This window comes from bacterium, assembly GCA_035703895.1.
GTDB lineage: Bacteria > Sysuimicrobiota > Sysuimicrobiia > Sysuimicrobiales > Segetimicrobiaceae > Segetimicrobium.
Genome location: DASSXJ010000327.1, coordinates 1 through 21,677, shown reverse-complemented (window position 1 = coordinate 21,677; position 21,677 = coordinate 1). Strand labels below are relative to the sequence as shown.

Annotated in this window: 22 protein-coding genes; 19 read left to right on the top strand and 3 right to left on the bottom strand. The window is 66.0% G+C overall.

Annotation, left to right across the window (positions count from 1 at the left end):
- The first annotated feature begins 109 nt into the window (after positions 1-109).
- The 4 genes from VFP86_21630 to pip are packed head-to-tail and all read left to right on the top strand — an operon-like array spanning position 110 to position 4,646.
- The gene (locus tag VFP86_21630; GenBank protein HET9002250.1) at positions 110-1,030 is read left to right on the top strand and encodes an ABC transporter permease; all 921 of its coding nucleotides are present in this window, start codon (positions 110-112) and stop codon (positions 1,028-1,030) included.
- 1 nt (position 1,031) lies between these two features.
- Entirely contained in the window at positions 1,032-1,931 is a 900-nt protein-coding gene (locus tag VFP86_21625) for an ABC transporter permease (protein ID HET9002249.1), read from the top strand.
- Between the two features lie 30 nt (positions 1,932-1,961).
- The gene (locus VFP86_21620; GenBank protein HET9002248.1) at positions 1,962-3,665 is read left to right on the top strand and encodes a peptide ABC transporter substrate-binding protein; all 1,704 of its coding nucleotides are present in this window, start codon (positions 1,962-1,964) and stop codon (positions 3,663-3,665) included.
- Between the two features lie 15 nt (positions 3,666-3,680).
- Complete coding sequence (pip, locus tag VFP86_21615; GenBank protein HET9002247.1) at positions 3,681-4,646, top strand: prolyl aminopeptidase; 966 nt, start codon at positions 3,681-3,683, stop codon at positions 4,644-4,646.
- A 42-nt stretch (positions 4,647-4,688) separates the two neighbouring features.
- Here pip and VFP86_21610 read toward each other — a convergent pair whose 3' ends face one another.
- From VFP86_21610 to VFP86_21600, 3 genes are all read right to left on the bottom strand, one after another.
- On the bottom strand, positions 4,689-5,657 hold the full coding sequence (locus tag VFP86_21610) for a hypothetical protein (GenBank protein HET9002246.1): 969 nt from the start codon (positions 5,655-5,657) through the stop codon (positions 4,689-4,691).
- Between the two features lie 125 nt (positions 5,658-5,782).
- Positions 5,783-6,670: a carbon-nitrogen hydrolase family protein gene (locus VFP86_21605; protein HET9002245.1), complete on the bottom strand. Its 888-nt coding sequence runs from the start codon at positions 6,668-6,670 to the stop codon at positions 5,783-5,785.
- 100 nt (positions 6,671-6,770) lie between these two features.
- On the bottom strand, positions 6,771-7,532 hold the full coding sequence (locus VFP86_21600) for a maleylpyruvate isomerase N-terminal domain-containing protein (protein ID HET9002244.1): 762 nt from the start codon (positions 7,530-7,532) through the stop codon (positions 6,771-6,773).
- A 257-nt stretch (positions 7,533-7,789) separates the two neighbouring features.
- Between VFP86_21600 and VFP86_21595 the strand changes: the two genes are divergently transcribed.
- The 15 genes from VFP86_21595 to accA form a co-directional block, all read left to right on the top strand.
- Positions 7,790-8,602, top strand: coding sequence for an ABC transporter ATP-binding protein (locus VFP86_21595; protein HET9002243.1), 813 nt, complete (start codon positions 7,790-7,792; stop codon positions 8,600-8,602).
- Positions 8,599-9,426 carry an ABC transporter permease gene (locus tag VFP86_21590; GenBank protein HET9002242.1) on the top strand — a complete coding sequence of 276 codons (828 nt, stop codon included), beginning with the start codon at positions 8,599-8,601 and terminating at the stop codon, positions 9,424-9,426. The genes VFP86_21595 and VFP86_21590 overlap by 4 nt, the downstream gene beginning before the upstream one ends.
- Positions 9,405-10,238: an ABC transporter permease gene (locus tag VFP86_21585; GenBank protein ID HET9002241.1), complete on the top strand. Its 834-nt coding sequence runs from the start codon at positions 9,405-9,407 to the stop codon at positions 10,236-10,238. The genes VFP86_21590 and VFP86_21585 overlap by 22 nt, the downstream gene beginning before the upstream one ends.
- Positions 10,235-10,636 carry a hypothetical protein gene (locus tag VFP86_21580; protein ID HET9002240.1) on the top strand — a complete coding sequence of 134 codons (402 nt, stop codon included), beginning with the start codon at positions 10,235-10,237 and terminating at the stop codon, positions 10,634-10,636. The genes VFP86_21585 and VFP86_21580 overlap by 4 nt, the downstream gene beginning before the upstream one ends.
- A complete protein-coding gene (locus VFP86_21575) occupies positions 10,636-11,007 on the top strand; it encodes a cupin domain-containing protein (GenBank protein ID HET9002239.1) in 372 nt (123 codons plus the stop codon). Before VFP86_21580 ends, VFP86_21575 begins: the two co-directional genes overlap by 1 nt.
- A 10-nt stretch (positions 11,008-11,017) precedes the next feature.
- Positions 11,018-11,353 carry a cupin domain-containing protein gene (locus VFP86_21570; GenBank protein ID HET9002238.1) on the top strand — a complete coding sequence of 112 codons (336 nt, stop codon included), beginning with the start codon at positions 11,018-11,020 and terminating at the stop codon, positions 11,351-11,353.
- A 29-nt stretch (positions 11,354-11,382) separates the two neighbouring features.
- Entirely contained in the window at positions 11,383-12,165 is a 783-nt protein-coding gene (locus VFP86_21565) for an ABC transporter permease (GenBank protein ID HET9002237.1), read from the top strand.
- Between the two features lie 32 nt (positions 12,166-12,197).
- Positions 12,198-12,953, top strand: a complete 756-nt coding sequence (locus tag VFP86_21560) for an ABC transporter ATP-binding protein (GenBank protein HET9002236.1) — start codon at positions 12,198-12,200, stop codon at positions 12,951-12,953.
- On the top strand, positions 12,953-13,732 hold the full coding sequence (locus tag VFP86_21555; GenBank protein HET9002235.1) for an ABC transporter permease: 780 nt from the start codon (positions 12,953-12,955) through the stop codon (positions 13,730-13,732). The genes VFP86_21560 and VFP86_21555 overlap by 1 nt, the downstream gene beginning before the upstream one ends.
- Positions 13,733-13,826: 94 nt before the next feature.
- Positions 13,827-14,852 (top strand): ABC transporter substrate-binding protein, encoded by a 1,026-nt coding sequence (locus tag VFP86_21550; GenBank protein HET9002234.1) that lies wholly within the window; start codon positions 13,827-13,829, stop codon positions 14,850-14,852.
- 69 nt (positions 14,853-14,921) lie between these two features.
- Positions 14,922-16,736, top strand: coding sequence for an acyl-CoA synthetase FdrA (fdrA, locus tag VFP86_21545; protein HET9002233.1), 1,815 nt, complete (start codon positions 14,922-14,924; stop codon positions 16,734-16,736).
- A complete protein-coding gene (locus tag VFP86_21540; GenBank protein ID HET9002232.1) occupies positions 16,733-17,977 on the top strand; it encodes a DUF1116 domain-containing protein in 1,245 nt (414 codons plus the stop codon). Before fdrA ends, VFP86_21540 begins: the two co-directional genes overlap by 4 nt.
- Before the next feature lie 55 nt (positions 17,978-18,032).
- Positions 18,033-18,857 (top strand): cyclase family protein, encoded by an 825-nt coding sequence (locus tag VFP86_21535; GenBank protein HET9002231.1) that lies wholly within the window; start codon positions 18,033-18,035, stop codon positions 18,855-18,857.
- A gap of 6 nt (positions 18,858-18,863) precedes the next feature.
- Entirely contained in the window at positions 18,864-20,045 is a 1,182-nt protein-coding gene (locus VFP86_21530) for a CaiB/BaiF CoA-transferase family protein (protein HET9002230.1), read from the top strand.
- A gap of 1 nt (position 20,046) precedes the next feature.
- On the top strand, positions 20,047-21,677 hold a 1,631-nt coding region (accA, locus tag VFP86_21525; GenBank protein HET9002229.1), incomplete at its 3' end, for an acetyl-CoA carboxylase carboxyl transferase subunit alpha.

The window sequence follows — 21,677 nt, the reverse complement described above, 5'->3', positions numbered from 1 at the left end:
ACGAACCACGGTTTGATCTCGTCTCAGCCAAAAGGGTTGCTTCATTCATCGGGGCGAAACTATGCGGTGGTTGGTGCCGGCGACCAACCGTTCCGATAGAGGGTAGCGCATGGGCCGCTACGTGGTCTCGAGGGTTGCCGCGATCGCGGGAACGTTGCTGATTATCTCGCTGCTCGTCTTTGTGCTGATGCATGCCATCCCGGGGGGGCCGTTCGATGAGGACAAGATGCCCCTCTCGCCCGCGAGCAAGGCGAACATCATGCGGAGCTTCGGACTTCACCGTCCTCTGTGGCAGCAATACGTCCTGTACCTGTGGAACGCCGCGCACCTGAATTTCGGGGTCTCCTATCAGCGGCCGGGAGAGTCGGTCATCGGCCTGCTGGCGCACGTGTGGCCGGTGACGATGCATCTGGGGGGCATGGCGCTTGGGATCGCCTTGGTCGGCGGGCTGGGTCTCGGGGTGGGCGCCGCGCTCCGACAAAATACGTCGACCGATTACTTGGCGACGGGAGTCGCGCTCTTTGGACTTGTCGCGCCCCATTTTGTGCTCGGCAGCCTCCTCGTCTTGCTCTTCAGCACCCTGTTGGGATGGCTCCCCGCCGGAGGATGGGAGACCCCACGGAACTGGATCCTGCCCGTGCTCACCTACAGCCTGGCTCCGCTCGGAGTGGTCGCGCGGTACACGCGCGTCAGCGTCCTTGAAGTCCTTACCGCCGACCACGTGCGCACGGCATGGGCGAAGGGGCTCAGCGCACAGCGGGTCGTGCTCCGGCACGTCCTGCGCAATGCGATGATTCCGTTGATCACCATCATCGGCCCGCTGGTGCCGGACCTGCTCACCGGGTCGCTGTTCGTAGAAGGCATCTTTCGCGTCCCCGGACTCGGTCATTTCTTTGTGACGAGCGTGTACGATCGCGATTATCCTATGATCATGGGGCTCGCGCTCCTCGGCACGCTGCTCATCAGTGTGACGTATCTCGCCAGCGACTTGTTGTACCTGCTCGCCGATCCGCGGATTCGGTACGTTTGAGATGACGACCCAGACCGCGCCCGGCCCGACTCCGGTCGCCCTGCTGCTGCCTCAGGCCGCGCGCGGCCGGCAGGCCTGGGCGCGGCGTGCATTTCGGAACCGGATGGCGCTCGCCGGCGCGGCCATCGTGATCCTGCTGGCCCTCCTGGCGCTCGTCGCTCCGTGGATCACTCCGGCCCGCTATGACCGCACCGACTTTGGGGACGCCTGGCAGTTTCCTTCGTCTCGCCACTGGATGGGGACCGATGGGGTCGGACGCGACGTCTATTCCCGCGTGATTTACGGATCGCGGGTGTCTCTGCTGGTCGGCTTTACCGCCCAGGCTATCGCGCTTGGCGTCGGGCTGCCGCTGGGGCTCGCCGCCGGCGTGCTTGGCGGTCGGGTAGATTTTGCCGTCATGCGGGCGGTCGACGCGCTCACCGCCTTCCCCCAGCTGTTGTTCGCGCTGCTGATCATGGTGGCCCTCGGCAGCGGCCTGGGGAACATCCTGCTGGCCATCGGCCTCCACGCCTGGATCCCGATCTGCCGGCTGGTCCGCGCGCAGAGCCTTCGAGAACGCGAGCAGGAGTACGCGGAGGCGGCCCGGGCGGAGGGCGCGGGGGAGATCCGCGTCGTGCTCCGCCACATCCTTCCGAACCTGCTCGCCCCCGCAATCGTCGCGGTGACGCTCGGCATCCCGCAGGCCATTTTCACGGAAGCCGCGCTCAGCTTTCTCGGGATCGGGATCAAGCCGCCGACCCCAAGCTGGGGGCAGATGGTCGGGGTCGGCGTCAACGATATTCGCTTCTACTGGCACTTGGCGTTCTTCCCCGCGGTGATGATCGCCCTCACGATGGCGGGGTTCGTGCTGCTGGGAGACGGGTTGCGCGATGTGCTGGACCCGCGGTCGGTACGGACATAGAGTGACTCGAGAATAGAAAGGGGGAGGATCGTGAGACAACAAGTGCGTCACACCGGCTGGCTCGCGGCAATCGTTTGCCTGGGGGTAGCGTGCGCGACGTTCGGCGTCTCGTCGGGCTCGATCGTGGGGGCGGCGGCCGTCAATGCGGTGGGGACGAGCCTGCCCAGCGATGCCGCTCCGCCGTCGGGGCAGGTGCTCACGCTGCTGGGGCGGGAGGGGACGTACATCGACTGGAGCAAAACCGTTCAAAAGAGCCAGTGGCAACCCGGGCTGATGAGCGACCCGCTGGTCCGGCAGGATATCAATGCCGACATCAAACCGCTGGCGGCGGAGCGGTGGACGATCTCGCCGGACGGCCGCACGTGGACGTTCTTCTTGCGGCCGGGTCTCCAATGGTCGGACGGCGCGCCGCTCACGGCCCAGGACTTTGAGTACACGATAAAGCGTGTCGCGAACCCCGAGACCGGCCACGATGTCGCCTGGTATTTCGCGTCGATCAAGAATTTTAAGGACGCCAATGAAGGCAAAGCGTTGCTGGATCGAATCGGCGTGATCGCGGTCAACGCGACCACCCTGCAGATCACCACCAACGAACCGACCCCGTACCTGCCGATGCTCATCAGCGACCTCTATGTGGTCCCCCAGCACATTGTGAGCAAGGTGGGAGACTCCTGGTCCACCTCTCCCGCCACCGCGGTATCGGCCGGCCCATTCAAGCTCGCCTCCTGGGAGCGGGACCGGCAGCTCGTCTTCGTGGCGAATCCGATGTACCGGGGGATCCGGAAGCCCTACCTCGAGCGGATCGTCTACAAAATCGGCCGCGACGAGACGCTGTTCCCCGCGTACCTCGGCGGGGAGATCGATGCGATCCCGTGGATCTACGAAGGCTCGCTCTCGCCGTCGGATGTCGCCAAGATTCAGGCCGACCCCAAGCTCAAGAGCGAAAGCTACACGTGGCCCTACTATCAGACCTGGTGGATCGCCTTCGGCGGGGATCAGACCGCCTTCAAGGATCCGCGGGTGCGCCGGGCGTTCGCGATGGCCGTGGACCGGGACGCCATCATCAAGTCGGTGTGGCGGGGGATGGCCGCCCCCGCGTACGGGATGCTGCCGCCGGGATTCCACTGCGCCGACCCGGCCCGCCTCAAGGGCGCCATGGCGTACAATCCCGAACAGGCGAAGCGCCTCCTGGCCGAAGCCGGCTATCCGGGCGGGAAGGGATTCCCGAAGTACGATCTCATGCTGCGCGCCGCGTCCCCGACGGTGCAGACGGCGGGCGAAGCGATCCAGGCCATGATCAAGCAAAATCTCGGCGTGGAGATGGGCGTGCAGAACCTGGAGCGGAAGCTCTTCATGGACCGGCTCAACAAGTACGAGTCGCCGATCGTCTTGATCCCGTGGGAATACGACTACTTCGATGCCAGCAACTTCATGAACATCTACAGGTCCGGCGGCCGCCACCCGTGGGCCAACGCGGACTACGACAAGCTGGTGAATGATGCGAACTCCAGCATGAGCGAGGCCCAGCGCTGCGCCACCTATCGCCGGGCGGAGGACGTGTTGGTGCGGGACCCGGGGGCCGTTTTCCTGTGGCACCCGACGGTGATGCAGCTTTGGAAACCGTGGGTCAAGGGTGAGATCCTCAAGCGCAACAAACTCGGCATTCTCGGCTGGCAGCGTCCCTCCAAAGCCGACATGCTGCCGTACATCTATATCAGCAAGGACAAGAAGTAGCAGCCAACAATCGCCATGCCAGGCCTCTATCCCGAGATCGACCCGTACGACCACGGCATGTTGGCGGTGGGTGACGGCGATCGCGTGTATTGGGAGACATGCGGCAGTCCGCGCGGTAAGCCGGCCGTGGTCTTCCACGGCGGCCCCGGCTCGGGATGTACGAACTGGAACCGCAGACTGTTCGATCCAAGCGCCTACCGCATCGTGCTCTTGGACCAGCGGGGGTGCGGGCGAAGCACGCCACACGCAAGCGCACCTGACACCGACCTCGCGCGCAACACCACGTCGAACCTGATCGCGGACATCGAACGGCTGCGTCGCCGCCTCGATATCGACCGATGGCTGGTGTTGGGCGGCTCATGGGGCAGCACATTGGCCCTGGCCTACACCGAAACGCATCCGGATCGGGTCGCGGAGATGATCTTGTTCGGTGTCACGACGGGACGGCGCAAGGAGTTCGATTGGTGGTTTCGTGGCGGTGCGGCGGTTTTGTTCCCAGCGCAGTGGGAGCGTCTCCGCGCTATGGTGCCGGTGGCCGACCGCGATGGCGACATCGTCGAGGCCTACCACCGGCTGCTGCACGATCCCGACCCCGTGGTTCGCGAGCGCGCCGCCGTGGAGTGGTGTACGTGGGAGTCCGCCACCCTCGCGTGGCCTCCCGTACCTCGACTGTCCACCCGGTTCACCGATCCTGCCTTCGCGATGGCGTTTGCGCGCCTCGTCACCCACTACGTACGACACAACGCGTGGCTCGAGGACGGCAGCTTGCTCCGCGGCGCCGGCTCGCTGGCCGGTATCCCTGGGACCATGGTGCAAGGACGCTTTGATCTTCAGGCGCCGATCGCGTGGGCCTGGGACCTCCACCGCGTCTGGCGGCGCGCCGAGCTGGTCGTCGTTGACAATGCGGGGCATGCCGGCGACGATCCGGGCATCACCCAGGCACTGGTCCGCTCCACCGATCAATTCGCGACATGTCAATAAGGGCTACGGTGAATCACTTTCATCTGGTGTCACGCATCGCGTTCATTCTCGCGGGCCGTGGGCTGCCCACGGAGGATCGTAAGGCGCCGGAGATCCTGCAGGGTTGACGAGAAGCCGGTAGACAAAGGTGTGGGCAATGAGGAGCGGCCACGCCGCGAGGGAATCGAGGAAGCCTATGCCTACAACCAGGACGTCACGCACGATCTTAGGCAGTGGCACGACCGAATGCCGGAACGGTGCGGGAAGTGGCGTGGGGTCGAGCCACGAGACGGAAAGGTAGGTCACCGCGACGACGAGCAGGCTGCCAATCGTCAGGACGGTGTCAAAGAGGAGAAGCCGACGCCAGACAGGACGCGCGATCGTCCGGCTGCGCTGCATCGACTCGACGACTCCTAGGTCCTCATCGACAAGCAGGTGGCCGAAGAACTGCCGATTGACGAGCGAACGCGTCGCGCTGATCACTGCGAGAATCAGCACGGCAAGGCCGACCCCGCCGCCCAGCAGCAGCAAGAGAACGTCCTCCACACGTGAGAGGAGCTTGTCGACATCATGCGAGAGCCCGAACGCGAGCATGAGTGAGACGAACGTGATGAGCACGCTGAGGGCCACCATAAGCACAACCATGGGCACGAAGTAGAGGAGTGAGGCCATGAAGCCGCGGAGTACCCGCGAAGGCGCCGAGATGAGGTCGGCCAGTTTCGCCGGCCGATTGTCGCAAATCCGCAACGTGGCATTGACAAAGCCTATCCAGAAGAACGTGCCGACCCAGAAATCAATGAGCATCCAGACTCCATCATGCGACCAGGAGAACGAAGGAACGGCCGGAGCCGGCGGGCGGAGCCACACCAGGACGTTGGTCACCAGGGCGATGATGAACGAGCATGCGGCCAGAAAGCCCAGACGGCGCGTCAGCGCTTGCCAACCAAAGCGCAACGCGTCTTTGATCGGCACCGCCTGCCCCGGCGATCCAGGCCCCGAGGCTGGAGCCGGCTCGACTGCGTGTGTCGCCATTGTCCTCCCACTTATCGCGGGGACAGCGGAATCTGTCCCCGGTGCTTCCTATAGATGCCCCGCGCAACGGCGGCGGAGACGGCACGGCGCGACGCGCCTCCGTGGTGCCAGCTGACCCACGGAGCTCACCTCCGAATAAACGTTCGGATCTGCGTTGAGACGAGGGCGTCATAACGGTGCGGGCGGCGGAAGGCGTTGCCCCAGACTTCTCGCTCCCGGTACTTCCGCAGCACGTCGAGATCGAGGCTGGCGAGGTAGACTCCCTCCTCTTCGCCAGTCTCAAGCAGACACATGTCGCGGGATCGTTCCTCAGCATCGAAGGCTATGCCATCGAAAGCGACGGAGTGGCCATTGTGCTGTGGGGCGGCATAGTTCGCGAGCGCAATCCCCACCATATTCTCAAAGGCCCTGGCGCGCAACTGCGAGAGCCGGTTCATCTCCATCTCGCAGGCGTTGGGTACCAAGATCAGCTCGGCGCCCTTCAGCATAAGGATCCTGGCGCTCTCGGGGAACTCCCTGTCGTAACAAATCATAGCCCCCACATTGAGAGCCCCCTGCGCGGTGTCAAGCCGCGTGACATAAAAATCCTCGCCTGGTGTACACGCGGCCTCACGTGCGAAGTCGCAGGTGTGGACCTTTGCGTACGTCAAGACGACTTTGCCTCGCCGGTCAATGATCGAAATAGTGTTTCGGGGCGCCGCCTCCGGCCAGCGCTCAAGATAGGTGAGCCCGATGGCCATCTCGAGCTCCCGGGCGAGATGCTGGAAGCGCGTGAAGAATGGGGCGCCCTGGTCGATCGCCTGCGCCTGCCACTCAGCGCGCGCCTGGCATTCGGCTGGATCGTCAGGAGATCCTGAGTAGAACGTGTACCCGATGTTCCACATCTCCGGGAAGAGGGCGATGTCGGCTCCCCGCGCCTTCGCCTCCCGGCAGCAGGCGTCGCCCTTCCGGCGATTCGCCTCCTGGTCCGCCCCGGTTGCCGTCATCTGGAGTAGGGCCACGCGAAGCACCATCTGCCCTCCGCCCGCATCGTCGCCATTGGAATGGATCCATTTCCGTTTCCGAAAGCAACCCGACCACATCATCATAAGACAATGAACAATCGTTGGGACCCTAGGCGATAACCGAGACCATATCAAAGACCCTCAACACCAGCGATCTCTCGCCTTGAATCTCTGATGCCCGCAATGCCTCATCTTTGGTCGCCCACTTTGTGAATAGCTTCCATGCAATCTCTTGGGGGAGCACAACCGCGGCACGTGGCCTCCCCGCGCTACCTATATAGAGACCCCACCTGTTTCGCTCGCGCACGAGCAACCACACGCCGCCACTATCTCCGGAGATGGTGACCTGAATGACTGTATCTTCCGGCGCCCGAACATCCCGATAAGTGTGCGGAAGAGCTCGTATGAACGTATCGAGTGCGGGCCTGAGGAACCGTTCTTCCATGAATCCGGGTCTCGCCAACGCTTCTCTTATATGTTGTTGATGGTGCCATCGCTCGGTATACTCTTGAGCAATATTAAGCCAGTTGGGGGCTGCTCCCGGCCCCGTCCAGCTCACAGATTCTCCTGAGGCGTTCGGGTCGAGAGATTCGAAATAGTCCTGCACCTGCCGGCCGGTAAACCCCAGAAGACCACGGAGTAAGCCGGGACTGATTCGTTGTGCAGCTCGAATCCAGGTGTCATTTTGCGTCCGCAGAAACTCAACGAGTTCTCGGTAGTCTGTGGTTTTCGGTGCGGCGCTCACGTAGCCGTCGCGCCGACGAGATAGGATCCCTATGTCACCGCTCAAGAGGTGAAGCGCAACGTCCTTCACGGACCATGATTTCTTTGGTATTGGTGTGGTCCAGTCGTCACCGGAGAGTGTCGCCAACAGGTCCAGTAGTCCCGTCAGAAGCCCGGGAAACAATCGTACTGTAAGGATGGGGGGTGGGTTTCGCCGGAGAAGCGAATTGTCCATCAGAGCCAATTCTCATGTATCGCGTCCCCGTTTGTCTACGCCCTTGGTGTGAGCCCGCGCCCAGGGGAGGTTCGTGATTGCGGCGGACGATCTGCGCTACCCGGATATTCGGACCGATTTGCGACGGGTAGGAAATCGTCCAAAAGTCCAAGAACAGCGCTTAATTGAGGATGCCGCCACCGAAGATCCACATCGAGAACATCGTCCACGAGTACTTCAACCCGAACACGTGGCAGCGGGTGCGGGCTCTGGACGGGCTCTCGCTCGACGTGCCGCAGGGGGAGTTCGTCTGTCTCGTCGGGCCAAGCGGCTGCGGCAAGTCGACGCTGCTCTATCTCGTGGCCGGGCTCACCCGCCCGACGGGCGGCCGGATCCTCTTGGACGGACGCGAGGTGGTGGGGCCCGGTCAGGATCGGGGGATGGTGTTTCAGGAGTTTGCCATCCTGCCGTGGCGCACCGTGGCGGGGAACATCGGGCACGGCCTCGAGATCGCGCGCACGCCGCGCCGGATCAAAGACGAGACGATCCGGCGGTACGTCGCGCTGATGGGGCTGAGCGGGTTTGAACAGAAGTACCCTCATGAGCTGTCCGGGGGCATGCGCCAGCGCGTGGCCGTCGCCCGGACGCTCGCTGCCGATCCCGAGGTCGTCCTGATGGACGAACCGTTTGCCTCCCTCGATGCCCAGACCCGGAACGTAATGCAGGAGGAGCTCGTCCGGATCGCGCTTAACGAGCGAAAGACAATCGTGTTTGTGACCCACAGCGTCGACGAGGCGATCATCCTCGGCGACCGGGTCGTGGTGTTGACCCGTCGCCCCGGACGAATCAAGGCCTCCGTGGTGATCGAGATTCCCCGGGAACACCGCCGGTGGGACGTCCTGGGGACAGAGGAGCGGTTCGGCCGGTACCGGCAGGAGATCCTGAAAATGATCCGGGAGGAGTTCGACGCGCAGGACCGCACGGCGGAGGCGGTGCAGGCATGATTGGTCCGGGCGGGAGACTCACGTCGGGCCGGCCGTCGGGGTGGGGCGCGGTCACAAGGAGGACGGCGTTTGCGGCGGGTCAGGCGCTTGCCCCGTTCGTGCTCTTCGCGGTCGTCTGGGCGCTCGTGGCCGCCGCGGCCCGGTGGCCGGAGGATGTGCTGCCGTCTCCGTTTGCGGTGGCACGGGCGTTCGGCGACGCGATCGCGAAGGGCATCCTGCCGGCCTACGCCGCGGAAACGACGCGGCGGATCCTGCTGGCCGGGGCGACGGGCGTGGCGCTCGGGATCGTCGCAGGATTCGTGATGGGCCTTCACGAGGGGATCGCCAACGTCATGAACCCGCCGCTGCGCTTCTTCCAATCGCTTTCGGGGATCGCCTGGCTCCCGTTGTTTCTGATCTGGTTCGGCTTTTCCGACAAGACGATCGTCGTGGCCGTCTGGTACACGCTCGTCTTTCCGGTCGCGTTCAACACCATGCTGGGCGTGCGGACGGTGCCGCGGTTGTACCGGTACGCGGTCCTGACCTTGGGTGGGAACTGGCGGCAGGTCGTGTTCCAGGTTCTGCTGCCCGGCGCGATCCCCTACATCGTCGGGGGCATCCGGTTGGGGATCGCCTACGGGTGGCGGGCCCTGATCGCGGCCGAGATCGTCGTGGGGAGCGGCGGGCTCGGGTACCTGATCTTCAAAGCCGAGACATTTCACCTCACGGCGCGCATCATCGCGGGGATGATCGCGATCGGCGTCCTCTGGTATCTGACCGATTACTTCCTCCTCCGCCCGCTGGAGGAGGCGACGATCGAGCGATGGGGACTGGTATACCGGTAGCCGCCGCCCACCCGGAGTTCGGCGCCGGGCCGCGGCCCCTGCGCGGGCTCCGGATCGGCATGGCGATCGGCCGGGGATGCCTCTCCTTCGGGGTCATCTTTGCCGTCTGGTACGGTCTCACCGCGAGCGGTGTGGTCAAACCGTTCGCGCTCGCCTCTCCCGCGGCGGTCGCGAGCGTCCTGGTCGATGGGATTCGGGACCGAACGCTCCTCGGACACCTCGGCACCAGCGTGACCAGGCTGGTGCTCGGCATGGCCGTCGCCGGGACCGCCGGAATCGCGATCGGCGTCCTCGTGGGGATCAGCCGTCCTCTCGCCGTCTTTGTGGAACCCCTCGCGGGGTTTTTCAATGCCCTGTCGGGGATCGTGTGGCTGCCCCTCGCGATCACCTGGTTCGGGCTCACCTGGAAGACCGTCCTGTTTGTGATCGGGAACGGTATCTTCTTCACCGTGTTCTTCAACACGCTGGTGGGCGTCCGCGGGGTGCCCCGCTTGTACGAGCAGGCGATCCTGACTTTGGGCGCGTCCCGATGGCAGACCCTCCGGGATGTCCTGCTCCCGGGGGCCCTCCCCGGAATCGTGGCCGGGATCCGCCTTGGGCTCGGGTTCGGCTGGCGGGCGTTGATCGCGGCCGAGCTCGTGGCGGTCACTCAGGGGTTGGGGTACATGATCTTCAGCGCGGCCAATTATCTCCGGACCGACATTATCCTGGCGGGCGTTCTCGTGATCGGGGTCGTCGCGATCGCCATGGACGGCTTGATCCTGGTTCCGATCGAGCGCGCCACCGTCGTCCGGTGGGGGATGTACCATTGAGGGAGGGGCGGGCGAGGGCTCCGCGGCGATGGTACCTGCACCGAACGATCCTCTTCCTGGGGACCCTAGCCGTGTGTTGGGCCGGCTGGTCCACTTACTCGTACGCCGGCGCCCGCCAGAAGATTGATCCGGCGTTGCTCGCCGCGCTCCAGGCGCGCGAGCCGGTGAGCCTCTGGGTGGAACTTCCGTTTCCGCCCGAGGAGTTCCATATTCGGTATCTGCAAGATCGCGGAACCGTCACCGGCGTCAGCGGGAGGAGCATCCACTTGACGCGGGTCCGGCCCGCGGTGGCGTGGTCGATCGCGCGATTGTACTGGGTCAAGCGTGTGCGTGGAGAAGGGGGACCACCGGGCGCCACGCACATCAGGGATCGATTCGCGTTCTTGGAGGGCACGTGATGCCATTTTTCCGGTTCGAGCAGCTTCCGCAGGAGACGATTTCTCCTCACTACTCGACGGCCGCGGGCGGGACCGTGACCGGAGACGTGATCGAGGTCGGTAGGTACGCCATGGCCAAGGGCACGGGCGCCGACCCCCACCGCCATCCCAATGAGCAGATCATCGTCGTGCTAAGGGGGAAGCTGCGGGCCCGCGTGGACGAGGTAGAGCGCATCTTGGAACCGGGCGACGTCGCGCACATCCCGTCGAATGTCGTACACGAGGTCCGCGCGCTCGAGGACAGCGAGTTCCTGAGCAGCAAGAACCTCGTCGAAGGCAAGGGGAGCAAAGGCTGGTCGGCGGCGGCGCCGGTACGCGATCAGGCGCCCTAGGAGGGACTGTATGCCGGTGTTCCGGTTCTCCGACATCAAAAGCGAATACGTGACCCCTAAGTACTCGAAGGCGTTCGGCCCGCTCCTCACCGGGACCCAAATCGAGGTGGGAGAATTACACTTCGGAAAGGGCGAGGGAGCGGTCCCTCATGCGCACCCCCAGGAGCAGGTCATGGTGGTGGTTACCGGGCGCCTCCGGGTCACCATCGATGGGCAGACCAGCGACCTGGGGCCGGGCGAGGGATTCCTGGCGCCGCCAAACGTGCCGCATCAGGTGGAGGCACTCGAGGACACGGAAGCCTTAAGCTGCAAGGGGCTCGTGGACGGCCGCGGCCACCGCATTTGAGCCACCGCCTCCGCGCGGTTGCCGCCCATGTGATTCCTGTTGCGGGGGTGATCATCGGCGGGATGCTCCTGTGGGAGCTCGTGAAAGCGGCCTTCAGTATCCCCGACTTCAAACTGCCGCATACGTACGCGATCCTGGGGGAACTGTTCCGGCGGACAGGTCGCGGTGAACTCTGGCTTACCGCGCTCGGGCGGAATGCCCTGGTCACCGGCGGCGAAGCGCTCGCCGGATTCCTTATGGGCGGGCTCGCCGGGTTTGTCATCGCCGCGGCGTTCATCCACTGGCCATTCGCGGAGCGGGGGCTCCTGCCGTACGTGGTGGCTTCGCAGACCGTACCGATCCTGGCCATCGCGCCGATGGTCGTCGTCTGGCTCGGAACGGGCTGGATCAGCAAGGCCATCATCGCCAGTTACTTGACCTTCTTCCCCGTGACGATCAATGTGCTGCGCGGCCTGCGCGCGGTGCCGCCCGATGCCCTCGCCCTGATGCGATCATACGGCGCCACGCCGGGCCAGGTGTTCTTCAAGTTGCGGCTTCCGGCCTCGGTGCCGTATCTGTTCACGGCCCTCAGGATTTCGGCGACTGCGAGCGTCGTCGGCGCGATCATCGGCGAGCTGCCCGTGGGATCGGCGGCCGGCCTGGGGGTCGTGATCATCAACGCAGCCCAATACTATACGTTCCGGGCGACCAACCTGTGGGCGGCGATTCTGGTGGCGGCGCTCCTGGGGATGGTCTTTTACTTCCTCATCGTGGAAGTGGAGCGGTTGGTGGTGCGCGGACAGCAGTCCGTCGCAGACGGTGAGTCCGCGTGAGCGGGGGGATGCCAGGCCCCGCGCCGGCGCCGATGATCGTCGTGGAGCACGTCAGCCAGCGGTTCGACGCCGGGGCCGTCCATACGGTTGCGCTGCACGACATTTCCCTGGCGATCTCCGTTGGGGAGTTTGTGTCGCTGATCGGCCCATCTGGATGCGGCAAGTCCACTCTCCTGCGGATCATAGGGGATCTCATCACCCCGACCGAAGGTGTGGTGCACGTGAACGGGAAGCCCCCCCGCGAGGCCCGGCTGGCCCGCGATTACGGGATCGTGTTCCAGTCACCGGTGTTGTACGATTGGCGGACGGTCCGCCGCAATGTCGAACTCCCGCTGGAAGTGATGAGCTTCCCGCGTCACGAATGGACCGCGCGCGCCGACCGCATGCTCAGACTGGTGGGCCTCGAGCAGTTCCAGGCCCACTACCCATGGCAGCTCTCCGGTGGGATGCAGCAGCGCGTGAGCATCGCGCGGGCGCTGGCGTTCAGTCCTCCGATCCTCCTGATGGATGAGCCGTTCGGGGCCCTCGACGAATTGACCCGCGAGCGGATGAACCAGGAACTGCTGGCGATCTGGGCACAGACCCACAACACCGTTGTGTTTGTGACGCACAGCATTCCCGAAGCGGTGTTCCTCAGTTCACGGGTGATCGCCCTGACCCCGCGTCCGGGCAGGATCGAGCGCATCGTAGAGATCGATCTCCCGTACCCTCGGAACGTAGCGACGCGCGAATCGCCCCGCTTCTTCGCGCTGGTCACCCAGGTCCGCTCGGCCCTCCGGGAAGCCTGATGGCGGGCGCCGGGGCACCGGAGCGTGTCCGCCGCGCCCTCCCGCCCATCGGGGTCTTTGTGTTTGCCCTCGTCGCATGGGAAGCGACCGTGCGGACGCTCGGGATCCAGTTTTATCTTCTTCCGGCCCCGTCGGAGATCGCCCGCACCCTCGCGGCGAACGCCGCCTTCCTCCTTGGTGCCGCCTGGTACACGGCCCAAGAGGCGCTCGCCGGCTTTGGCGTCGGGTGCGGACTGGGGATCCTGGTCGCGCTCACAAGCGTCCGCTGGGCATCGGTGGCGGACGCGGTCCTTCCCTTCTCGATCGCCGCCAATTCCGTTCCGATCATCGCGTTCGCTCCGCTCGCGATTGTATGGTTCGGAGTGGAGCAGGGGAGCAAGGTGGCGATCGTCGCCATGATGACGTTCTTTCCGACGATGATCACCACAATCCGCGGCCTGCGCTCGCCGGACCCGGCCGCCCTCGAGCTGATGCGCTCGTATGGCGCCTCCCGCCGCCAGGTCTTCATGAAGCTCCGTATTCCGGCGGCGCTGCCCTTCATCTTTACTGCGCTCAAAGTCTCCGCGTCCCTCAGCATGATCGGCGCCGTCGTGGGAGAGTTCTTCGGCGGGTTCGCGCGGTCGCTCGGCGTGTACATCATTTCCCAGACCGCGTTGTTTCACACCCGCGAGGCGTGGGGGGCGATCGTTGTCGCATGTGGGTTCGGGATTGCCTTTTATCTCGTCATTGCCGCCCTCGAGCGGCTGCTGATGCCGTGGCACGTGGCGCTTCGCCGCTAGTGGCCCGCACGGGTCCTATGGGCGCGGCCGCAGAGGGGAACCATCGTGCCGTCACGTATCTCACCGCGAAGAGCGTACAGGGAGGATGAGCCGGATGTGGACGGGGACGAGGGCGCGTCTCGCGGTCGGCCTGGTACTGGTTACGGCGCTGCTTGGGGCGGGCGCCAACGATGTACGAGGGGCGGCCAAGGACAAGGTAACGCTCCAGCTCAAGTGGGTGGCGCAGGCCCAATTCGCCGGGTACTACGCGGCCAAGGAGAAGGGCTACTATGATGCCGCCGGCTTGGACCTGACCGTGAAACCGGGCGGCCCCGACGTCATCCCCGAGCAGGTCGTCGCGGGAGGGGGCGCTCAATTCGGGATCGACTGGCTGCCGAGCCTCCTCTCAGCCCGAGAGCAGGGGACACCGCTGATCAATGTCGCCCAGGTGTACCAGTACAGCGGGATGCGGGAGATCGCGTTCAAGTCCACCGGCATTAAGACCGTGAGTGACCTTCGCGGCAAGAAGGTCGCCGTCTGGTTCGGCGGCAATGAGTTTGAACTGCTCGCCACCCTGGATAAGTACCACCTCAACCGGGACAAAGATCTCACACTGGTGAAGCAGCCGTTTGACATGAACCTCCTGCTCAACCACCAGGTGGCGGCGGCTGCGGCCATGACCTACAACGAATATCATCAGGTCCTCGAAGCCGGCGTCAAACCCACGGACCTCGTCGTGATCGACTTTAACCGAGAAGGCACCGCGATGCTCGAGGACGGGATCTTTACGACTGAATCGTGGCTCAAGGACGCGCGCAACAAGGAGATCGCGACCCGGGTGCTGCGCGCATCGTTCCAGGGATGGGTCTTCTGCCGCGACCATCCCGCGGACTGTGTCGATATCGTCCTCAAACAGGACGCCACGGGTGTCATGACCAAGGAGCACCAGTCGACGATGATGGCTGAGGTGAACAAGCTGATTTGGGGGCCTCCGGCCCCGGCGCACCGCATCGGGTACATGGAGCCGGCGGCGTTTCGGCGGACCGCCGAGATCGCCCTCCGGTTCGGCGTGATCAAGAAGCCCGCATCCGACAGCGCCTATACCCACGCCATCTGGGAGATGGCTCAAAAGGTCAAGTAGGCCGCGCGCGATGCCGAGGACCGGCCGGCGCCGGGCGGTCCCTGCGGAGTTGAGGCGACCTCACCTGGGATGATCGTCAGGAGCGCCGTCCGGCGCAGCGCCTACTACGACTCCATCACCCTCATGCAGGCACAGCAGGCTCTACGCAGCCTCCCTGGGATCGTCGAGGCCGGGGTGGTCATGGGGACCCCGGCGAACCTCGAGTTGCTCCGCGAGGCGGGCCTGGACGTCAGGAGCGCGTCCGCTTCCGCCGACGACCTTGTCGTGGCCGTTTCCGGAGACACCGCGCAGCACGTGGAGGCCGCGCTCTCGTCGCTGGACGGATTGCTCCGTGTTCGGCCGGCGACCGATCCCGGAGACCAGACGTATCGCCCGCGGACCATCGCCACGGCCGCGCGCCTGCTCCCGGGTGCGAACCTGGCGCTGATCTCGGTCCCCGGCCGGTTCGCGGCGCGCGTCGCCCGCGAAGCCGCCACCGCGGGATTACACCCGATGGTGTTCAGCGACAACGTCGCGCTCGAGGATGAGATTCGGCTCAAACAGACGAGCCGATCGCGTGGGCTCCTCTGCATGGGACCGGATTGTGGGACGGCCTTCGTCGGGGGAATCGCGCTCGGGTTCGCAAACCGCGTCCGGCGCGGCCCGATCGGACTGGTGGCAGCCGCGGGCACGGGCCTGCAGGAGGTCATGTCGACGATTCACCGTTTGGGCGGTGGCGTCTCGCACGCGCTCGGCGCCGGGGGAAGGGACTCGAGCGAAGCAGTAGGGGGGGCCACAATGCTCGACGGCCTGACCCTGCTTAGGCAAGACCCCTCGACAACGGTCGTGGTGCTCGTGTCGAAGCCCCCCGATCCCGGGGTCGCCCGGCGTCTTCTCGCGCACGCGGCCGGCGTGGGCAAGCCCGTCGTGGTGGCGTTCGTCGGGTCTGTCCCGCTCCACGAGGTGCCCGATACGCTGACCCCCGTCTCAACATTGGAGGAGGCGGGCATCCTGGCCGTTCGGCTCGCCGGAGGAGCGCCGCGCGACCTCGATGGGGAAGGGGGCGGGTGGTTTCAGGCGGCGAAAGAGCGGGCCGCGGTCGCGCGATCTCGCCTGGGGGCCTCACAGCGGTACCTGCGGGGATTGTTCTGCGGCGGCACGCTGTGCGCCGAAACCGTGTGGCTCCTGGAATCCGCCCTGCGGCCGCTGTACACCAACGTACCGATGGGGAAGGCTCGGCCGCTCACATCACTCGGGCGCAGCCTCGCCCATTCGGTGCTCGACCTGGGGGCGGACGAATTCACGGTCGGTCGCCTGCACCCCATGCTCGACATGACGCTTCGCGCCGGGCGGCTCGGTCAAGAGGCGGCGGATCCGGAGGTCGCGGTGCTGCTGCTCGACGTCGTGTTGGGAGAGGGCGTTCATCCCGATCCGGCCGGCGCGCTTGCGCCGGCGATCAGCGCGGCATGCACCGCGGCGCGCGCGGCGGGCCGCGAACTCGCGGTCGTCGCCAGCGTCTGCGGCACCGACGCGGATCCCCAGAACCGCGCGCGCCAAGTCGAGCGCCTTGCGACCGCAGGTGTGCTTGTCGAGGACACAAACGCCAGGGCGGCGGCGCTGGCAGGCGCGATCGTCGCCGGAGGGACAGAGGGTGACGAGATGTGGACCCGGATCTCGCCCCGCGTGCCGCGGGCGAAGCCCGCGGCCCCGTGGTCCCAGCCGGAGGGGGCTACGGCCGGCGACGCGCCCACGCTTCTTGCGGGAGCGCCCCGCGTCGTCAACGTGGGGCTGGCGCGCTTCGCCGAGAGCCTCCGGGCTCAGTCGGCGGCGGTGATCGACGTGGACTGGCGCCCGCCGGCGGAGGGGAACCGCGCGATGCTCGAGTTACTGGACAGGCTGGAATGACACGGATCGATGACGCGAACGCGGCAGCCATCCAGGGGGTCCTGGATGCGGCCCCAATGCTCGTCGGCGTCGGCCGCGCCCGGGACGTGATCCCCGGGATGGCAGACGATGTGCTGCTGCACGCCGGCCCGCCCATCACCTGGGATCGGATGTCGGGCCCGGTGCGGGGCGCCGTGATCGGGGCGCTTCTCTACGAGCGGCGCGCGGAGACGGAGGACGAAGCCGTGGCGCTCGTCGAGTCAGGGCGGGTCCGGTTCGATCCGTGCCATCACCACGGGGCCGTGGGGCCGATGGCGGGGATCGTGTCGCCGTCGATGCCGGTGTGCATCGTTGAGAACCGGACCGCGGGGAACCGTGCGTACTCGACGCTCAACGAAGGCTACGGAAAAGTTCTCCGTTACGGAGCGTACGGCCAGGACGTCCTCGATCGCCTGCGGTGGATGGAGCAGACCCTGGCCCCAGCGCTGGGTCGTGCGCTCGAACTTGCCGGCGGGATCGATATGAAGACCTTGATCGCCCAGGCGCTGCAGATGGGGGATGAAGGTCACAACCGCAACCGGGCGGGATCGGCACTGCTCGGGCGGTGGCTGGCGCCGCACTTGGTCCGCGCGGGCCTGTCCACGGACCGGCAGAGCGAGGTCTTCCGGTACCTGGCCGCCAATGACCTGGCCGTCCTGAACCCGGTGATGGCCGCCTGCAAGGCGACGATGGATGCCGCCCACGGGATCGAGGGAAGCACGCTGGTGACGGCGATGGCGCGGAACGGCACAGAATTCGGGATCCGCGTGAGCGGTCTTGGAGACCGGTGGTTCACCGCCCCGGCGGAGACGCCGGTCGGGCTCTACTTCCCGGGGTTCGGCCCCGCCGACGCCAACCCGGACGTCGGCGACTCCACGATCACCGAAACCGCCGGGATCGGGGCCTTCGCGATGGCGGCGGCTCCGGCGATCGTGACGTTCGTCAGCGGGACGGCCCGCGATGCGATGACGTCGACCCTCGAGATGTACGAGATCACGGTTGCGGAGAACCCGGTGTTCAAGATCCCCCCGCTCGACTTTCGCGGCACGCCGACAGGGATCGACATCCGCAAGGTGGTGCGGACCGGGATCCTGCCCCGGATCAACACCGGCATCGCGCATCGCCGGGCGGGAGTCGGACAGATCGGCGCGGGCCTCGTCCGGCCTCCACGGATGTGCTTCGAGGAGGCGGTGGAGGCGATGGCCGCAGCACTCGGGCGGTAACGTGAGACGCGGTCGGGTGAGCGGGTCAATCTCGGGCAAAGGAAGGGGTGCTGGGATGGCGGTCAAGCCCGTGGATATGAGCCGGTTTCGCGTGCTGGACCTTTCGCAAAACTTCAGCGTGGACTCACCGCCGTTTGCCTACTATGAAGGGCCGACGGTCAAGTGGGTCAAGAAGATGGCGTTTGAAGGGGTCAATGCGCAGCTGATCAGCAGCACCAATCACATCGCAACCCACCTCGACTCCCCCCTCCACTTCAACGACCCCGGCCCCGATGTCGCGGGGATCCCACTGGAAGAGTTGTTCGGACCGGCCTGCATCGTGGACCTGGCGCAGTTCGACATCGGGGACTACGATATCTACGGGCCCACGCACTTCGAGATGTGGGAGCGCAAGTACAAGACCCGGATCCAGCGCGGGGACATCCTGGTGATCCACACCGGCTATCACCATTACTACAACGAGGACTGGTACAAGGCCCGCAACCGGGAGAAGCCGAACCTTCCGCGGGCGTTCCTCAAGCATCCCGGTCCGCAGCTCGAGTTCTGCAACTGGGTGCTCGATCGGGGGATCCGCTGGCTGGCCATCGACGCGATCTCCACGGACCATCCATTTAATACCAACGTCCGCCGGGCTCGCCCCGACCTCGTCCCCGAGGTGGAGAAGAAGATCGGCATGCCCATCGACAAGGCGTTTCCGTGGCCCAAGGCCTACCAGGCCACCCACACGTACCTCTTCCCCAAGGGGGTGTTCCACGTCGAGAACGTCGGCGGGATGATCGATGAAGTCCTGAACATGCGGGTCTGGTTCGGCGCCTTCCCGTTCCGGTTCAAGGGCGGGGAGGCAGCGTTTTGCCGGTGCTTTGCGTTCGTGCAGCGGTAACCGACCGTGCGCCCGCTCGATGACCTGATCGTGGTGGACCTCACGCGTGCGCTGGCGGGCCCGTACTGCACCATGATGCTCGCCGACCTCGGCGCCCGGGTGGTCAAGGTCGAGACCCCAGACGGCGGCGACGACACCCGCGGGTGGGGGCCGCCATTCTACGACGGCGAGAGTGCCTACTTCCTCAGCATCAACCGGAACAAGCAGAGCCTCGCCCTGAACTTGAAAGACCGCCGGGGCCGCGATCTGCTACTGCGCCTTGCCTGCCGCGCGGACGTGCTCGTGGAGAACTTTCGGCCGGGCACGATGGACCGGTTGGGGCTCGGCTACGCGACCGTCCGCGAGATGGCCCCGCGGGTGGTGTACTGCTCGATCTCCGGGTTCGGACAGACGGGGCCGTACCGGGAGCGCGCCGCGTACGACCTGATCGTGCAGGGCATGGGCGGGATCATGGGCATCACCGGCGAGCCCGACGGCGCGCCGATGCGCGTCGGCGTCGCCATCGCGGACATCTGCGCCGGGATGTTCGCAGCGTACGGGATTCTGGCCGCGCTGCGAGTCCGTGAACGAACCGGGACGGGCCAGTGGGTGGATGCGGCAATGCTCGACGGCCAGGTGGCGTGGATGACGTACATGGGCGCCAACTACTTCGCCACCGGCGAGAACCCGCCGCGCGTCGGCTCGGCCCACCTCAACCTCGTCCCCTACCAGCCCTTTCCCACCCGGGATGGGTTTGTCAACGTCGCGGTGGGCAGCGAGGGGCTCTGGCACAAATTCTGCGAGGCCCTGGAAACCCCGATCGCCACGGATCCGCGCTTCGCGACCAACGCCGACCGGGTGCGCCATCGAGGGGTCCTGATCGATATGCTGATGCCGGTGTTTGCGCGCAGGACGACGGCCGCATGGGTGGAGCGGCTGCTCCGAGCCGGGGTGCCGGCCGGCCCGATCTACCGGATGAATGAGGTGATGGAAGATGCTCAAGTCCGCCACCGGGAGATGGTCGTGGAGGTCGAGCATCCCCGCGCTGGCCGGATCCGGGTCAACGGAGTGCCGGTGAAGTTCTCCGAGACCCCGGGAGGAGTCGTCGCGCCCCCGCCGGTGCTCGGCGAGCACTCGGAGGCGGTGCTTCGCGAACTTGGGTGCGACACCGCGGAGATCTCCGCCCTGCGCCGCGATGGAGTGATTTGAGATGTTCCGCGGCGCCGGTCGCGTCCAAACGGTCGTAGAGTGTCCCGCCTGCGGCCTCGCGCATCCGGTACGGGCGCTCGAAGAACGGCTGTACATCTGCGCCGGGTGCGGGCGGCACCTCCCCATGCCATCGCCCGCGCGGATCGCGATGCTCGCGGATCGGGGCACCTTTCGCGAGGTCGACCGGAACCTGGTCTCCGTCGATCCCCTCCAGTTTATGGACCGCAGGCCGTACCGGGAGCGGTTGGTGGAAGCGCGCAGGCAGACCGGGTTGCGCGAAGCCGTCACGGCAGGATTCTGCCGGATCGGCGGCCGCCGGGTCGTCCTCGTGGTATTCGATTTCGAGTTCCTCGGCGGCACGATGGGCTCCGTGGTGGGCGAGAAGGTGGCCAACGCGTTCGAGTACGCCACCCGGCGCCGTATCCCGCTGGTCAGCGTCGCCGCGAGCGGGGGCGCGCGAATGCAGGAGGGTATGCTCTCGCTGATGCAGATGGCGAAAGTCGCCGCGGCGGCGGGGCGCCACGACGGTGAGCGGCTGCCGTTTCTTTCGATCCTCACGGATCCCACCTTCGGCGGCGTGACCGCCAGTTTCGCCTCGCTTGGGGACGTGATCATCGCCGAGCCGGGGGCGCAGATCGGGTTTGTCGGCCCGCGGGTCATCGAGCAGACCACCGGGACGCCGGCGCCGCCCGATTCCCATCGCGCCGAAACGCTGATGCGCGCGGGGTTGATCGATTTGATCGTGCCCCGCGCGGGGCTCCGGGAAACCGTGGCCTACCTGGTCGGACATCTCAGCCCGGGGAAGCAGAGGCGGCGTCCCGACAAGGAGAGCGCATCGCTTCCAGTGATCACCGCGCTCCCGGCGTGGGACCAGGTGCGGCTCGCGCGACACGCGGCGCGTCCTCAAACCCTGGATTACGCCGCCGCCATGACGACGCGGTTCGTCGAGCTGCATGGGGATCGCCAGGGCGGTGACGATCCCGTCGTCGTCGGAGGGCTGGCGGAGCTGGACGGCGACCCGGTCGTGATCGTGGGGCATCAACGGTGGCGCACCGCGGCAGATTCGGCGTCCCTGTATGGGGGGATGGCGAATCCAGAAGGGTATCGCAAAGCGCTGCGACTCATGACCCTGGGCGCGAAGTTTCAGATCCCGGTCATCACGTTCATCGACACGCGCGGAGCCAACCAGAGCTACGAGGCGGAGCAGCGGGGCATCGCGCAGGCGCTGGCCCGCAACCTGGCGGCGATGGTCGGCCTGCCCACCCCGATCGTCGCCGTGATCATCGGTGAGGGAGGCAGCGGCGGCGCGCTGGCGCTGGGCGTCGCCGACCGGGTCCTGATGCTGGAGCACGCCGTCTATTCGGTCATCTCACCCGAGGGGGCGGCCGCGATTCTCTACCGGGACGCCACGCAGGCCGAAACGCTCTCCGAAGCGCTGAAGCTGACGGCGCACGATCTCCACCGCCTCGGGGTGATCGACGAGATCATCCCGGAGCCGGTGGGCGGGGCCCACCTCGATCCGGCGGGCGCGGCGGCGTTAGTGAAACGTCGGGTCGGATCGACGCTGCGCGACCTGCGCCGGGTTCCCATTCCCCGGCTCTTGGAGCGCCGGTACGCCAAGTACCGGCACAT